This is a genomic window from Blastococcus aggregatus (assembly GCF_900221005.1).
GTDB classification, from domain to species: domain Bacteria; phylum Actinomycetota; class Actinomycetes; order Mycobacteriales; family Geodermatophilaceae; genus Blastococcus; species Blastococcus aggregatus.
Genome location: NZ_OBQI01000005.1, coordinates 428,854 through 443,449, shown reverse-complemented (window position 1 = coordinate 443,449; position 14,596 = coordinate 428,854). Strand labels below are relative to the sequence as shown.

The following is a 14,596-nucleotide window of genomic DNA, read 5'->3' as shown; positions in this document are numbered from 1 at the left end:
CAGGGCACCATCACCACGAGCGATCAGCAGCAGGTCCCACCCATGGAGGAGCAGTACGGATGAGCGTCGACAGCGCCGGCATGGCGGCCCGGCTGGGCATCAAGCCGGGCATGGTCGTGCAGGAGCTCGGCTGGGACGAGGACGCCGACGAGGACCTGCGCGACGCGATCATCGAGCTCTCGGGTGGCGAGATGGTCGACGAGGACACCGATGAGGTGGCCGACGTCGTGCTGCTCTGGTGGCGCGAGGACGACGGCGACCTGTTCGACGCCCTGACCGACGCGATCACCTCCCTCGGTGAGGACGGCGTCGTCTGGCTGCTCGTGCCCAAGTCGGGTCGCCCCGGCCACGTGGAGCCCGGTGACGTCACCGAGGTCGCCCCCACGGCCGGTCTGCAGCAGACCAGCAGCGTCTCCGCGGCCAAGGACTGGTCGGGCATCCGCCTGGTCAGCCCGAAGACCGCCCGCAGCCGCCGGTAGGGCGTACGGCACCATCGGGCGCATGAGCCTCTCCGTCGGTGACGTCGCCCCCGAGTTCAGCCTCCCCGACCAGGACAAGCAGGTCGTGTCCCTCGCCGGGCTGCGAGGCACCCCCGTCCTGGTGGTCTTCTACCCGTTCGCCTTCTCCGGCATCTGCACCGGTGAGCTGTGCCAGCTGCGCGACGAACTGGCCAACTACACCGAGGCCGGCGTCCGCGTGGTCGCGGTCAGCACCGACCCGGTGTTCAGCCTCAAGGCTTTCAAGGCGCAGGAGGGCTTCGACTTCCCGCTGCTGTCGGACTTCTGGCCGCACGGCGCCACCGCGCAGGCCTACGGCGTCTTCAACGACAAGGCCGGCATGGCCCTGCGCGGCACCTTCCTGGTCGACGCCGACGGGAAGATCGCCTTCGCCGAGGTCAACCAGCCCGGTGACGCCCGCGAGCAGTCCGGCTGGAAGGACGCCGTCGGCCAGCTCTCGGCATAGGCCATCCGGGCGCCCGGGGTTCTCTACCCTGGGCGCGCGGGGCGCGTAGCTCAGCGGTAGAGCTCTCGCCTTACAAGCGAGCGGTCGCAGGTTCGAACCCTGTCGCGCCCACCACCTCGGCCTGCGCCCGGGCGGCCACGCTCAGGCGGCGGAGCCCGCCACGGTCCCGACCGGCGAGCACGGCGTCGCCTCGGCCGGCTTCGGGAAGGCCGGACGCAGGAACCGCGGCGCCCGGAACGGCGTCCAGGTGCCCTCCTGCTGGGCCAGCCGGTCGGCGACGGCCCAGATGGCGGCGGGGTGGTGCCCCAGGCCCAGGTGGCTGGCGGTCACCGCGATGTTCTCGCAGCGCTCGCCCGGGGTGTTCAGGCAGGTCTGCCAGTGCACGATGCCGTCGTAGTGCGAGTAGATCGAGGTGGCCGGCACCGGCAACGGCTCGTTCTCCGGCTCCAGGGGGAGCGTGCGCTGCTCGACGTGCAGGTGCGAGTAGCGGTCGAAGACCTTCGCGGCGCGCGTCTGGCTGAACTTCGTCAGCCGGAACGGGCTGCCGAGGGTGACGACCTGGCGGACCTGGTCGGGGGAGCGGCGGGCGAGGTCGCGGGCGAAGATGCCGCCCAGGCTCCAGCCGATGATCGTGACCGGCCGGCGGTAGCGGCCGTGCAGGTAGTCGAGCTTGTCGCGCAGGCCGTTCACGCACAGCGCGGTCGGCCCGATGTTGCGGCCCAGGCCCCAGCCGTGCACCCGGTAGTCCAGCCGGCGCAGGACGCCGCGCAGCGCGGCGGTCGAGGCGTCGTCGGCCAGCAGGCCCGGCAGCACGAGCACCGGGTGCCCGTCGCCCTTGGGCAGCCGCGGGGTGAACGGCCGGGTGGCCAGGTAGAGGCCGTAGTCGGCGACCGCACGGCCGGGCTCGCTCAGGTAGAGCGGCAGTGCCGGTCCCTCGTCCTGCTGTCGTGCCACGCCGACCTCCCGCATTACGTCCTTGGTACCGGCCAGTACCAATCTGCGGTCTGGCTCACACCCCGTTCACCGAACACGCGGGCGGATGTTGCCCAAATGTGTCCTGCGTCATAGAGGCTTGCTCACGCGACCGGTGTACCAGGAGCCGTGCCCGGGCGGGCCCTGCCGGCGCGTGCCACCGTTGCGCCGACGGCGAGGCGGGACGAGGGGACGGTCGGCAGTGGCAGCGGAGCACCAGATGCCCGGGGAGAGGGTGCCGGGGGAGAGCCGGACGGTCGACCTCGGCGGGCCGGTCCACTACGTCGACTTCGGCGGCCCGGAGGACGGCCCGCGGGTGGTCCTGGTCCACGGGCTCGGCGGGTCGCACCTCAACTGGGACACCTTCGCGCCGCTGCTCCTGCCGCACGCCCGGGTGCTGGCCCTCGACCTGCCTGGCTTCGGCCGCAGCGAGCCCGGTGAGCGCCGCGCGACCGTGCACGCCAACGTCGAGGTGCTGCACCGGTTCCTGGTCGAGGTGGCGGGCGAGCCCGCGGTGCTGATCGGCAACTCGATGGGCGGGATGATCTCGATCCTGGAGCAGGCGGCGCACCCCGAGGCGGTGCGCGGCCTGGTCCTGCTGGATCCCGCGGTCCCCGGCCCCCGCCGGGCGCTCGACCCCCTGGTCGCCGTCACCTTCGCGCTCTACGCGATGCCGATGGTGGGCGAGCGGTTCCTCTGGCTGCGCCGGGCACGGCAGACGCCGCTGCAGCGGGTCCGGGAGATGCTGCGACTCGTGGGCGTGGACCCCGACACGCTGCCCTCGGCGGTGATCGACCGCTCCGTGCTGCTGCTCGAGGAGCGCGAGGACCACACCGGCATGGACCGCGCCTACCTGACCGCCGCCCGCTCGCTGCTCGTCCAGCTGGCCGATCCGCGCCGCTACCGGGAGGCGATGCAGGGGGTCAGCGGGCCGGTCCTCCTGGTGCACGGTGACCTCGACCGACTGGTCCCCGTGCAGGCCGCCCGCGACGTCGCCCGCCGGCACCCCGCGTGGCGCTACGTGGAGCTGGACGGCGTGGGCCACGTGCCGCAGCTGCAGTGCCCCGAGCGGCTCGCGGACGAGGTGCTGCCGTGGCTGGCCGAGCTGGACGCCCTCCGCGCCGGGGCCTGACCGGTCCGCGCGGTCAGGAGCGGTCGCGGAGGGTGTCCCGCAGCGCCTCGAGGCCGGTGTACCGCGGTCGCCAGCCCAGCTGCTCGCGGGCCCGGGTGGTGTCCATGATCGCCGGCCGGGAGACCGCCTCAACCCACTCGGCCACGGGCGGCAGGAACGGCAGCCGGGAGATCGCGCGGGCGGCGGCCTGTCCCGGGCCGGCCGGCAGCCGGATCGGCAGGGCGCCGAACTCGCGGGCCACGTCGGCGGCGGTGACGACACCCTCGCCGGCGATGTTGTAGGCCCCGGGCGGTCCGGCGCCGACGACGCACAGCTGCAGCGCGCGGCCGACGTCCTCCTCGTGGATGAGCTGCAGCGGGTGCTCGGGCACCAGCAGCGGGATCGGCAGCGGCAGCCGGCGGGGCCGGCCCAGCAGCCGCCGGCCCAGCGGTGCGAGCGGCCCGGGCAGTACGTCCTTGGCGCCGACGGCGTTCGGGCCCAGCACGACGGGCGGTCGCAGGAGGTAGAGAGCCAGCTCGGGCGCGGCCGCCGCCTCGCGCTGCAGCAGTTCCTCGAGCTCGGCCTTCTCCTGCGCGTAGAACAGGCGCGACGCCGGGCGCACCGGCCAGTCCTCGTCGATCAGCTCGGGGTTGTCGGCGTGGAACCCGTAGGCGGCCACCGACGAGGCGTACACGAACCGGCGGGCGCCGGCCGCCGCCGCGGCCCGGAAGACGTTCAGGGTGCCGTCGACGTTGATCGCGCGGATGGTCTCGCGCGAGGCGTTGCCGGAGATCAGGAACGCCAGGTGGACGACGACGTCCACTCCGACGAAGGCCGCCCGCAGCGCGTCGGGATCCCGGACGTCGCCCTGCCGGTACGCCATCTTCGACCAGCCGCGCTCCGCCGGGTCGAACGGCCGGCGGGCGATCCCGATGACGCGGTCGATCCGGTCGTCGTCCTGGAGCAGGGGCATCAGCCCCGAGCCGAAGGTGCCGGTCGGTCCGGTGACCGCGACGGTGAGGCCGGCCTGGCTCACCGGCCCGCCGCCGCCGGCTTCTTCCGCGGCTTCGGGGCCGGCTGCGACACCTCGGGGGTGCCCTGCTCGGCGCGGGCGAACTCGAGCAGCTCCTCGATCCCGCGGCGGATGCCCCGGGACAGGACGTCGACGTCGGCGAAGGCGTCGAAGTCGGCGTTGATCCCGAAGGTCATCGTCTTCTGGTAGCTGAAGATGCCGATCGAGCAGCGGGTGCCGCCGGCGATCGGCACGTAGGCGTAGGCCGAGACCATCCGCCGCCCGAGCACGTACAGCGGGACAGGCGGGCCGGGCACGTTCGTCGTGACCGCCTGGCACCACACCTGGCCGGCCGTGAGCGCAGCGCGCACCCCGAGCGAGAGCAGGGTCGGCGCCACGAAGTCACCCATGGCGATGATCGACGGGACGTCGACGGCCTGCATCGCCTTCTTGTACTCGTCCATCTGGCCGCGGATCGAGGCGAGCCGGGACCGTGGGTCGGGGTCGCCGACGGGCAGGTCGACGAAGACGGCCGACACCTGGTTGTCGAGGTTGCCGCGCTGGCTGTCCGAGCGGACCGACACCGGCACCATCGTGCGCACGACCAGCTTCTCCGAGGTGAGCTCGCCGCGGCCCTGGAGGAGGTCGCGGAAGCCGGCGGTGATCGAGGTGAGGACGACGTCGTTGACCGTCCCGCCCAGCGCGGTGCGCACCTCCTTGAGCTCCGCGAAGTCGGTGGAGGTCCAGGCCCACCGGCGGTGCGGGCCGATCGGGCCGTTGAGCGAGCGGGCCGTGGGCACGAGGGCCTGCCTGGCCAGGGAGGGGAGGGTCGCCGCGACGCTCTTCCCGGAGTCGAGGAGCTGCTTGGCGATCCGCCCGGCGCCGCCACCCGAGGGCAGCGAGGCGAGCTGGCGCAGCGGGTGGGCGACGGCGTCGGCCAGGGCCCCGGCGACCATGCCCGCGCCGGTCGGGGTGCGCTGCGGGGACCAGTCGCGCGGCTCGTCGTGGCTGGCGTCGGGGGAGAGGTCGAACATCAGCTGCATGAGGTCGCTGCCGGCGACGCCGTCGACCATGCAGTGGTGGACCTTGGAGATGATCGCCCAGCGGTCGTCCTCGAGGCCCTCGATGAGGTACAGCTCCCACAGCGGCTTGGACATGTCCAGCCGCTGGCCGAGGACGCGGCCGGCCAGGTTGCGCAGCTGCTCGTCGCTCCCCGGACGCGGCACTGCGGTGTGCCGGACGTGGTACAGGATCTGGAAGTGCGGGTCGTCCACCCACATCGGCCGCCCCAGCTGCATCGGGACCTCGCGCACCCGCTGCCGGTAGCGGGGCACCAGCGGCAGCTTGCTCAGCAGCAGCCGTACGACGTCGCCGTAGCTGGGCGCCGGGCCGTCGAAGACGGCCACCGACCCGACGTGCATGGGGGTGTTCTCGCTCTCGGCGAAGTAGAAGCCGCTGTCGAGCGCACTCATCCGGTCCACGTTCTGCTCCTCGCCGCCCCTCGGCACCGCTGCTCGCGCGAGGGGTCGATCACGTCGTCGGGTGGCCGCCGAAGTTAGGCGTGTCGAGCGGTCACTGCAAGAGGGGAGGCGTGACCGGCACCACACCAGCATGCCCTGTCGTCGTCCTGCTCAACCGGCCCGCCTCCGCGCGGCGTCCACCCGGTCCAGCAGGTCGAGGAGCGCGCGGTCGACGATCTCGGTGCGGGTCAGGTTGACGCTGTGCCCGGCGCCCGGGACGACCACCAGCTCCGCGCTGCGCCCGATGTCCGCGGCGAGTCGTCGTCCGTGCTCCACGGGGGTCAGCCGGTCGTGCGTGGCCGCGACGACGGTGACCGGCACCCGGCCGAGCACCGGGAGCGACGCGCTCTCGTCGTGGTCGAGGAAGGTGGCGTAGAAGGCCGCGGAGACCGGGAACGGGGTCTCCTCCAGCAGGCCCTGCACCACGCGGACGGCGACGGGGTCGGCGTCGGCCCGGTTCCCGAACAGCAGCCGGCGGGTGAACCACCGCCCGAACCGGCTGTCCCGGCGGCGGAAGTGCTCGAGGAGCGGTGCGACGAGCTGCAGCCCCCGGAGGTACAGCGGCAGCAGCCGCAACCATCGGATGAGCTCGACCAGCCGGCCCAGGACGCCGGTCTCCACCAGCCCGCCGGCCGACGTCGCGAGCAGGAAGACGCCCACGACGCGGTCGCCGAACAGCTCGGGCCGCTGCCGGGCCAGCGCCATGATGCTCATGCCGCCCATCGAGTGCCCGGCGAGAACCACCGGGCCGGTGGGGACGACGGCATCGAGCACTTGGCCGAGATCCCGTCCGGTCCGGTCGATCGTGGCGTCGGGCAGGGGAGTGGACGCCGAGCGGCCGTGCCCGCGCTGGTCCCACAGGACCAGCCGCACCCTGGGCCGCAGCGCCGCGCGCTGCAGTTCCCACTCCGCGAGCCGGGCGGTGAACCCGTGGGAGAGGACGACGGTCAGCGGCGCCCCGTCGGCGCCGTCGACCTCCACGTGCAGATCGACGCCGTCGTCGGTGCGCACGGTGCGCGAGCCCGGGGGCGGAGGTCCGGTCAGCGGGGGCAGGACGGGCACGGGGGGCGGGGTGGGCGGGTCGGTCGACACCCGGCACATCCCAGGGCCTCCGGGCGCCGGTGCGCAACCGGAGCGCTCAGCGGCGGCCCCGCCGTCCGGGGGCGTTCTCGCGGACCAGGCGCCGCGCGGTGTCCACCTCGCGGGCGACCGGGGCGAGCACGCCCTCGGCCAGGATCTCGGCGTCGTCGTCCGCAGCGCTGCTGCGGACGTCCTCCTCGAGCTGCCGGATCGCCCGGCGGAGCACCGCCACCTGGGCGAGGTCGGGCACCGGCCCGCCCTCGCGGGTGGCGATCACCGCCTCCGTCACCGAGTCCGAGGTGCGCTCCAGTGCGACGATCACCGGCCACCACGCCGCCGCGCGGGTGCTGATCGGTGGTGGCTCGGCCAGCCGTCGCTGCAGCTGGGTCTGCAGCTCGGTGAGCGCCCGGTAGTTGCGGCGTCGGGCGCGGCGGCGGTCGGCCGGGCCGCCGGTGAACGCGGCCTCGACGAACCCGTCCAGCGCCACGGCGGCGTCGTGCAGGGCCTGGTCCAGCGGCGCCCGCCACGTCTGGGGCCACAGCAGGTAGCCGACGACCAGCACGATCGCGCAGCCGATGAGGGTGTCGACCAGCCGCTCGCGGACCAGCCCCGCGTTGTGCGTCAACGTCAGGTCGAGCATCAGGATGATCACCGGCGTCTGGAAGACCGAGAACAACCCGAAGTTGGCCGCCCGCGCCCAGGGGAGCACCCCGGCGGACACCGCCATCGCCACGAGCAGCCACGGGCTGCCGCTGAGGCCGGCCAGCAGGGCCGAGCCCAGCAGCACGCCCAGCAGCGTGCCGGCCCCGCGCTGCACCGCCCGGCCGAACACCGAGCCGAAGTCGGGCTTGAGCACGATGGCCACGGTCAGGAGCACCCAGTACGGGCGGGCGGACGGCAGCAGCTGGCGGGCCACCTCGGCGACGGACATGCACAGGGCCAGCCGGACGGCGAAGGCCCGGCTGTCGGCACTGGCCAGCGTGCGGTCGACCAGGTCGCGCAGCCGGTCGCCGGGGCCGGTCGCGGGGCGGACCGCCGCCGCGCCGGCGCGCTCCTCGGGGTCGCCGACCACGTTCCACACCAGCCGGACACCGTGCCGCACGGCCCGCCGGGTGTGGTGCCCCTCCTCGAGCGGGGGTGGCCGCTCGCCGGGGAGCTCGCGCTCCCCGGTGAGCGCGGCAGCGAGGTCGTGCACGGCCGCGACGTCGGCGTCGTCGACCGGGACCCGGGCACGGGCGGCGGCGACCGACGCCTCCACCAGCGGCGCGGCGGAGTTGAGCACGCCGGCCAGCTCGGAGAGCTCGCGCACCCGGCCGGCGTGGTGGCTGCGGCTGCGGATGACCCGGTCGTAGGCGTCGTTCAGCGCGGTCGTGAGCTCACGGCGGGCCGTCTCGGCCTGCGCGGCGTCCGCGGCCTCGAGCAGGAGGGCGACGCGGGTGAAGACCGCGGCCACGGCCGCGCGGTCGGGATCGCCGGCCTCGGTGCGGGTCTGCACCAGCGTGGTCAGGGTCGCCCACGCCGCGCCCAGCAGGAAGAAGGCGACCTCGGTCTGCCAGGACAGCGAGGTCAGGAAGCCCGACGAGAGGGCGGTGTAGATCAGGAGCTGCAAGGAGCCGAGCGACATCGTCGCGCTGATCCGGCTGATCTGCGCCGCCACGACCGAGATCACCGCGATCACCGCCACCGGCGCCCAGCCGCCGCCGGTGGCGAACCCGCCGGCCAGCAGGCCGAGCGCGCCGAACGCCGTGGCCGTGACGATCCGCCGGAGCTTCTCCCGCAGCGGCCCCGCCTGCGGTGCCAGGGTGGCCACCAGGGCGCCCATGGTCCCGAAGGTGCCGGCGCTGAGCGTCGCGCCCGGCTCGATCCCGCCCTCCACGGCGACGGCGACGGCGAGCGGCGCGGGGATCGCCACCGCGAAGCGGACGACGTCCCGCCACGGGACGGCCGGGCGGCCGGTGCGCACGAGTTCCTCGAGCCACGCGGGAGCGTGCAGGCCCCCGCTCCGTCCCGCGTCGGCGCCCACGTCGGAAGCTTGTCACCGCCGCGGCGGACCTTCGCGCCGGCCGCCTACAGTCCCGGACGTGACCGAGCTCGGCGACGTGATCGCGGCCCTCGACGCGCGCTACGACCCCGCCCTGGCGGAGAGCTGGGACGCCGTCGGCCTGGTCTGCGGCGACCGCGCCGAACCGGTCCGCCGGGTGCTCTTCGCCGTCGACCCGACGGCGGCCGTGGTCGACGAGGTGATCGCCTCCGGGGCCGACCTGCTTGTCACCCACCACCCGCTGTTCCTGACGCCGGTGCACGGCGTCCCCGCCGACGATCCGAAGGGCCGGCTCGTCCACCGGCTGGTGCGCGCGGGCGCGGGCCTCTTCGTGGCGCACACCAACGCGGACCGCGCGCCCGGGACAGGGGTGAACGCCGCGCTGGCCGACGTCCTCGGGTTGACCGGCGCCGTGCCTCTGGAACCGGCGGCCGCCGTCCCCGGCGCCGGGCTCGGCCGGGTCGGGGAGCTCACCGAGCCGCTGAGCCTGCGCGACTTCGCCGCCCTGGCCGCCCGCGTGCTGCCGGCGACCGCCGGGGGGGTGCGCGTCGCGGGCGACCCCGGGCGGACGATCCGGCGGGTCGCGGTCTGCGGCGGCAGCGGGGGTTCGCTGCTCCCGGCCGCGGCGGCCGCCGGCGCCGACGTGCTGCTGACCAGCGACCTGAAGCACCACCCGGTGTCCGACGCGCTCGAGGGAGACGGGCCGGCGCTGTGCGACGTCGCGCACTTCGCCAGCGAGTGGCCGTGGCTGCCGGTCGCGGCCGAGGCGCTGCGGAACGACCTGGGCGGCGGCGTGGAGGTGTCCGTCTCCGGGCTGCGCACCGACCCGTGGAGCCATGCGGTGGGGCGGACGGCGGACGTGGCCGGGACGGCTGCTGCGCACGGGTAGGTTGCTCTCCGTGAAGGTGGACCATTTCGAGCAGCAGAAGCTGCTGGACCTCGCGGCCGAAGACGTCGCGCTGACCCAGCTGGCACATCGCAGGCGGACGCTGCCGGAGGTCGCGGCGGTGGAGGCCGCCGAGGAGTCCGAGCGCGAGCTCTCCGCCGACGTCGTCCGCGCCGAGACCGAGGTCAAGGACCTCGGTCGCGAGGTCCGGCGGCTGGAGTCCGACGTCGACACAGTGCGGCAGCGCGCGGCCAAGGACCAGCAGCGGCTGGACTCCGGGAGCGCGACGCCCAAGGAGATGACCAACCTGCAGCACGAGCTGGAGTCGCTGGGCCGCCGGCAGGCCGACCTCGAGGACCAGCAGCTCGAACTGATGGAGCGGCTGGAGACGGCCGAGACCGCGCTCGCCACGGCTCAGCAGGGCCTGGTCGCCGCGCGCGAGGCGCGGGAGCGGGCCGAGCAGCTGCGCGACGACGCCCTGGCCGACATCGCCGACGGCACCACCCGGCACGAGGCGGCCCGCTCCGAGGTCGCCGCGCTGATCTCCGCGCCGCTGCTGACGCTGTACGACCGCATCCGCGCGCAGACCGGCACCACCGGCGCGGCGATGCTCCAGGCGCGCGCCTGCCAGGGCTGCCGCCTCGAGCTCTACGGGAACCAGCTCAACGCCGTCCGCAACGCCGATCCGCACGAGGTCGTGCGCTGCGAGAACTGCGGCCGGATCCTGGTGCGCACGGCCGAGAGCGGGCTGTGACCGCCCGGTTCATCGTCGAGGCCGACGGCGGGTCACGGGGCAACCCGGGGCCGGCGGGCTACGGCGCCCTCGTGCGCGATGCCGAGACCGGCCGGGTGCTCGCCGAGCGCGCGGCCTCCGTGGGCCGGGCCACCAACAACGTCGCCGAGTACGGCGGCCTGGTCGCCGGACTGCAGGCCGCGCTGGACCTGGACGCGTCCGCCGACGTCGAGGTCCGGATGGACTCCAAGCTCGTCGTCGAGCAGATGTCGGGCCGCTGGCAGATCAAGCACCCCGACATGCGCCAGCTCGCGATGCAGGCCCGCGCCATCGCCGGGCGGCTGGGCAGCGTCCGCTACACCTGGGTGCCGCGGGCGCAGAACGGGGCGGCCGACGCGCTGGCCAACAGCGCCATGGACGGAAAGCCGATCCACCGCGACCTGGCCGCCGAGCCCTCGGTGACCGAGACCGACGTCCAGCCGGAGGAGCCGCGGACCGTCGTCACCACGGTGACCCACCTGCTCCGCCACGGCCAGACCGAGCACACCCCGGAGCGCCGGTACAGCGGCCGCAACGACCTGCCGCTGTCCCTGACCGGCCGGGCCGAGGCCGAGGCGGCCGCCGCCCGCGTCGCCGGCCTGGGCATCGGGGCGATCGTGGCCTCGCCGCTGCGCCGCACCCGCGAGACCGCGGAGATCGTCGCCGGGGTGCTGGGCCTGCCGGTGGAGTTCGACGACGACCTGATCGAGCTGGACTTCGGCGACCTCGAGGGGCTGACCGGCGCCGAGGCGCTCCAGGCGCACCCGCTCGCCGTCCGCCGGTTCATGTCCGACCTGACCGTCGCCGCCCCGGGCGGGGAGTCGATCGCCGACGTCAGCGCCCGGGTGGCCCGGGCCCGCCGGGGCGTCCTGGACCGGTTCGCCGGGCAGTCCGTGCTCCTGGTCAGCCACGTCACCCCGATCAAGCTGATGCTCGCGGCGGGCCTCGGCGCCGGCGACGACGTCGTCCACCGGGTGTACCTGCAGGCGGCGTCGCTGTGCACCGTCGCCTGGTCCTCCGACGGCCGCACCTCGGTGCGGCTGGTGAACGACACCGCGCACCTGCGCTGACGGGTCGGAGCCGGCCCGCGTCGATCTGCCCCGGGACCGCTCAGGACCGGAACGAGGAGGGTGCCGTCTCGCGGTCGAGGAGCCAGCGCTCGAACAGGGGCGCCGGCAGCGCGGGGGAGTGCAGGTAGCCCTGGCTGGTGTCGCAGCCGAGCGCGCGCAGGTGCGCCAGCGTGCGGTCGTCCTCGACGCCCTCGGCGACGACGCGCAGGCCCAGCCGGTGGGCCAGGTCGATCGTGCTGGCGATGATCGCCTCGGTGCGCTCGTCGGAGCACAGGTCGGCGGTGAACGACCGGTCCAGCTTGAGCTCGGTGACCGGAAGGTCGCGGAGGTAGGCCAGCGACGAGTATCCGGTGCCGAAGTCGTCCATGCTCACGGTCACGCCGAGTGCGGCCAGGTCGGCCACGACGGCGAGGCTGCGCTCGGGATCGGTGAGCAGGACGCTCTCGGTCACCTCGAGCACGATCGAGGCCGCCGGGACGGCGTGCCGGGTGAGCAGCTCGGCCAGCCGGCACGGCAGGCCGGTGTCGAGCAGGTTGCTGGCCGAGAGGTTGACCGACACCCGCAGGTCCAGGCCCCGGCCACGCCAGTCGGCCAGCTGGGCCACCGCGGACTCGAGCACCCGTTCGGTGAGCGGGCCCATCAGCCCGTGCACCTCGGCCAGCGGCAGGAACTCCATCGGCGGGACGAGGCCGCGCTCGGGGTGCGCCCACCGGACGAGGGACTCCACGCCGACGACGCGGCCGTCGGCGATGTCGAGCTGTGGCTGGTGGTGCAGGACGAGTTCGTCGTTGGTGAGCGCCGTCCGCAGCTGCTCCACCAGGGCGAGGTGTCCGCTGCTGTCCGAGTGGACGGCGGGGTCGTATCCGGCCACGCCGCGCCCGGAGCGCTTGGCGTCGTACATGGCGACGTCGGCCCGGCGCAGCAGGTGGGCCGGCTGCTGTTCGGCGTCGGTGCTGCTGGTGACGCCGATGCTCGCCGAGCAGTGCACGAACATGCTGCCGACGGGGAAGGGCTCGTCGAGGCGGGCGTGCAGCCTCGTCCCGAGCGCCAGCGCGGCCTCGTGCGCCGGGACGGCGGGGTCGAGCACGGCGACGACGGCGTACTCGTCCCCGCCGAGCCGGCCGAGCAGGTCACCGGAGCGCAGCGCCGGCTCCAGGCGGCGGGCGACGAGACGCAGCAGGTCGTCGCCCGCGGCGTGCCCGAGGGCGTCGTTGACCTCCTTGAACTTGTCCACGTCGAGCAGCGCCAGGGCGACCGGCGTGCCCTCGGCGGTGAGCTCGGAGATGCGGCGCAGCACGGCCCGGCGGTTCGCCAGGCCGGTGAGGTCGTCGGTGAGCGCCTCACGGCGGGTGACGGCGAGCTGGGCCAGCTCGCTGACGTTGACGGCCATCCGCACGCCGGCCCCGGCCGCGGCGAGGGCCGCGCACCCGACGGCGACGGCGGAGCCGCCGGTGAGTGCGGCGACGACCAGGGTGGCGAGCGAGGCGAGGATGACGACGAACGCGCCGATCGTGGCCGCCGCCGGATCGGCGGGCCGGGGAGCCGAGCGGCGCGACCGGAGCGTGGCCGCCACGGCGACGCAGACGACGACGACCGGGTGCACGACCGGCGTCCAGCCCGCCGACTGCTCACCGGTCACCAGGGTGGCCACGGCGGCGACCACCCAGAGGATCTGCGCACCGGCCATCAGCCAGGTGCGCGGGTCCCGGCCCATGCCGCCCAGGGACGGCAGGGTCAGGGCCGTTCCCAGGAGCACGAAGCTGACGGCGAACTGGGCGAAGACGGCCTGGAGCGCCCAGGCGGGCAGGTCGGCGAGGTGGCCGGCGTCGGCGTCGACCGTCAGGTTGAGCACCGCGATGACGGCGAGGACGGCGGACAGCCCGTTCAGGGCGTCGTTGGGGTCGGCGATGCTCGTGCTGTGCCGGTTCCACCGCACCAGCGCGCCGTACCAGAAGGGGAAGACCGCGGCGCCGCTCCAGGCCAGGGGCGCCATGGCGATCGACCGGGTGGCGGGAACGAGGTGGAGCACGAACGCGACGGCGATGGCGACGACGAAGACGACGGCGCCCAGCGCCAGCCGGTTCCAGACCGCCCGCTCGCTGGCGACGGTCCACGCCCGCCACCCGAGCAGGCCGAGGAGCAGCAGGTGCAGGAGCACCAGCAGGGGCACGACGACCAGCGGACCGGGCGCTGCGGAGGTCTCCGGACTCACGAGGCGGAGGAGTGCCGGGAGCCAGCAGAGGACGGCGACCAGCACGAGCGCACCCAGCAGCCACCGCGGCGCACCGGGCAGCAGCCGGGAGCGCGCGGGAGCCGTCATGACGGGAACATCGGCCACCGTGCCCGGCGGGTGAACGTGCGCTCCGGCAGATCACCCCTCCGGGTCAGCTCCGACGGGCGGTCAGATCCGGAGGAACAGGTAGACCGAGACCGCGACGCCGAAGCCCACGATGAGCACCCGCAATGCCGTGGCCGGGATGCGCGTCGCGATCCGTGCGCCCAGGAATCCACCCAGCAGGCTCGCCGGCGCGGCGACGGCCACCACGCCCCAGTGCACGTCGCCGAAGACGCCGAAGATCAGCAGCGAGACGGTGGCGGTGACGGCCGACAGGGCCGACTTGAGCGCGTTGGCCAGGGCCAGCCGGCTGAGCGCCAGCCCCAGCACCCCGACGAGGATGACGCCGAGCGCGCCGCCGAAGTAGCCGCCGTACGTCGTCGCCAGGAACAGGGCGGCGTAGAGCCAGCGGGGGTCGCGGGGTGCGACGCCGTCGCTCTGGGTGCGCTTCAGCCGCCGGGTGACCAGCGGCTGGAAGGCCAGCAACGAGCTGGCCAGCAGCACCAGCACGGGGACCACGACGTCGAAGGCCTCGGACGGCGTGGTGAGCAGCAGCACGCTGCCCGCCGTGCCGCCGAGGACGGCGACCGTGCCGAGCCGCAGCAGCCGCGAGCGCTGGCCGGCGTACTCGGCGCGGAAGCCGGCGACCCCGCCCAGGTAGCCCGGCCACTGGGCCACGGAGTTGGTGACGTTGGCCTCGACCGTGCCCAGGCCGAGGGCCACGAGGGTCGGGAAGAGGATCAGCGAGCCGCCCCCGGCGATGGAGTTGACGCCACCGGCGAGGAAGGCGACCGCCGCGGCGACGAGCAGGTCAGCGGCGGACACGGCGGTCAA

Annotated in this window: 13 protein-coding genes and 1 tRNA gene; 7 read left to right on the top strand and 7 right to left on the bottom strand. The window is 74.6% G+C overall.

The features are described 5' to 3' along the window. The first annotated feature begins 59 nt into the window (after window positions 1-59). The 3 genes from CRP29_RS17855 to CRP29_RS17845 all read left to right on the top strand — a co-directional run bounded on the left by CRP29_RS17855 (window position 60) and on the right by CRP29_RS17845 (window position 1,077). The gene (locus tag CRP29_RS17855) at window positions 60-479 is read left to right on the top strand and encodes a DUF3052 domain-containing protein (RefSeq protein WP_091766684.1); all 420 of its coding nucleotides are present in this window, start codon (window positions 60-62) and stop codon (window positions 477-479) included. A 22-nt stretch (window positions 480-501) separates the two neighbouring features. Then, window positions 502-963 (top strand): peroxiredoxin, encoded by a 462-nt coding sequence (locus CRP29_RS17850; protein WP_097196374.1) that lies wholly within the window; start codon window positions 502-504, stop codon window positions 961-963. A gap of 39 nt (window positions 964-1,002) precedes the next feature. Then, window positions 1,003-1,077, top strand: a tRNA-Val gene (locus CRP29_RS17845). A gap of 27 nt (window positions 1,078-1,104) precedes the next feature. Here the strand turns inward: CRP29_RS17845 and CRP29_RS17840 are convergent. Then, a complete protein-coding gene (locus CRP29_RS17840; protein ID WP_217991647.1) occupies window positions 1,105-1,917 on the bottom strand; it encodes an esterase/lipase family protein in 813 nt (270 codons plus the stop codon). 238 nt (window positions 1,918-2,155) lie between these two features. Between CRP29_RS17840 and CRP29_RS17835 the strand changes: the two genes are divergently transcribed. Next, entirely contained in the window at window positions 2,156-3,067 is a 912-nt protein-coding gene (locus tag CRP29_RS17835) for an alpha/beta fold hydrolase (RefSeq protein ID WP_097196498.1), read from the top strand. A gap of 13 nt (window positions 3,068-3,080) precedes the next feature. On the opposite strand, the gene CRP29_RS17830 is transcribed toward CRP29_RS17835, so the two are convergent. The 4 genes from CRP29_RS17830 to CRP29_RS17815 all read right to left on the bottom strand — a co-directional run bounded on the left by CRP29_RS17830 (window position 3,081) and on the right by CRP29_RS17815 (window position 8,681). Next, on the bottom strand, window positions 3,081-4,082 hold the full coding sequence (locus CRP29_RS17830) for an NAD-dependent epimerase/dehydratase family protein (RefSeq protein WP_245852999.1): 1,002 nt from the start codon (window positions 4,080-4,082) through the stop codon (window positions 3,081-3,083). Beyond that, window positions 4,079-5,530: a WS/DGAT/MGAT family O-acyltransferase gene (locus CRP29_RS17825; protein WP_245853011.1), complete on the bottom strand. Its 1,452-nt coding sequence runs from the start codon at window positions 5,528-5,530 to the stop codon at window positions 4,079-4,081. The genes CRP29_RS17830 and CRP29_RS17825 overlap by 4 nt, the downstream gene beginning before the upstream one ends. Before the next feature lie 159 nt (window positions 5,531-5,689). Continuing rightward, window positions 5,690-6,640 (bottom strand): alpha/beta fold hydrolase, encoded by a 951-nt coding sequence (locus CRP29_RS17820; RefSeq protein ID WP_245852996.1) that lies wholly within the window; start codon window positions 6,638-6,640, stop codon window positions 5,690-5,692. Between the two features lie 76 nt (window positions 6,641-6,716). Then, window positions 6,717-8,681 carry an FUSC family protein gene (locus tag CRP29_RS17815; RefSeq protein ID WP_097196371.1) on the bottom strand — a complete coding sequence of 655 codons (1,965 nt, stop codon included), beginning with the start codon at window positions 8,679-8,681 and terminating at the stop codon, window positions 6,717-6,719. Window positions 8,682-8,739: 58 nt separating this feature from the next. Here CRP29_RS17815 and CRP29_RS17810 point away from each other — a divergent pair, with 58 nt between their 5' ends. Genes CRP29_RS17810 through CRP29_RS17800 form a run of 3 tightly spaced genes read left to right on the top strand, consistent with a single transcriptional unit; the run spans window position 8,740 to window position 11,427 of the window. Then, window positions 8,740-9,588 carry a Nif3-like dinuclear metal center hexameric protein gene (locus CRP29_RS17810; RefSeq protein ID WP_097196370.1) on the top strand — a complete coding sequence of 283 codons (849 nt, stop codon included), beginning with the start codon at window positions 8,740-8,742 and terminating at the stop codon, window positions 9,586-9,588. Window positions 9,589-9,598: 10 nt separating this feature from the next. After that, complete coding sequence (locus CRP29_RS17805; RefSeq protein ID WP_217991646.1) at window positions 9,599-10,339, top strand: zinc ribbon domain-containing protein; 741 nt, start codon at window positions 9,599-9,601, stop codon at window positions 10,337-10,339. Beyond that, entirely contained in the window at window positions 10,336-11,427 is a 1,092-nt protein-coding gene (locus CRP29_RS17800) for a bifunctional RNase H/acid phosphatase (RefSeq protein ID WP_097196368.1), read from the top strand. The genes CRP29_RS17805 and CRP29_RS17800 overlap by 4 nt, the downstream gene beginning before the upstream one ends. 40 nt (window positions 11,428-11,467) lie before the next feature. Here the strand turns inward: CRP29_RS17800 and CRP29_RS17795 are convergent, their stop codons facing one another. Both CRP29_RS17795 and CRP29_RS17790 read right to left on the bottom strand, forming a co-directional pair. Further along, entirely contained in the window at window positions 11,468-13,747 is a 2,280-nt protein-coding gene (locus tag CRP29_RS17795; RefSeq protein WP_097196367.1) for a putative bifunctional diguanylate cyclase/phosphodiesterase, read from the bottom strand. Between the two features lie 81 nt (window positions 13,748-13,828). Further along, entirely contained in the window at window positions 13,829-14,587 is a 759-nt protein-coding gene (locus tag CRP29_RS17790; protein ID WP_097196496.1) for a sulfite exporter TauE/SafE family protein, read from the bottom strand. Window positions 14,588-14,596: the final 9 nt, after the last annotated feature.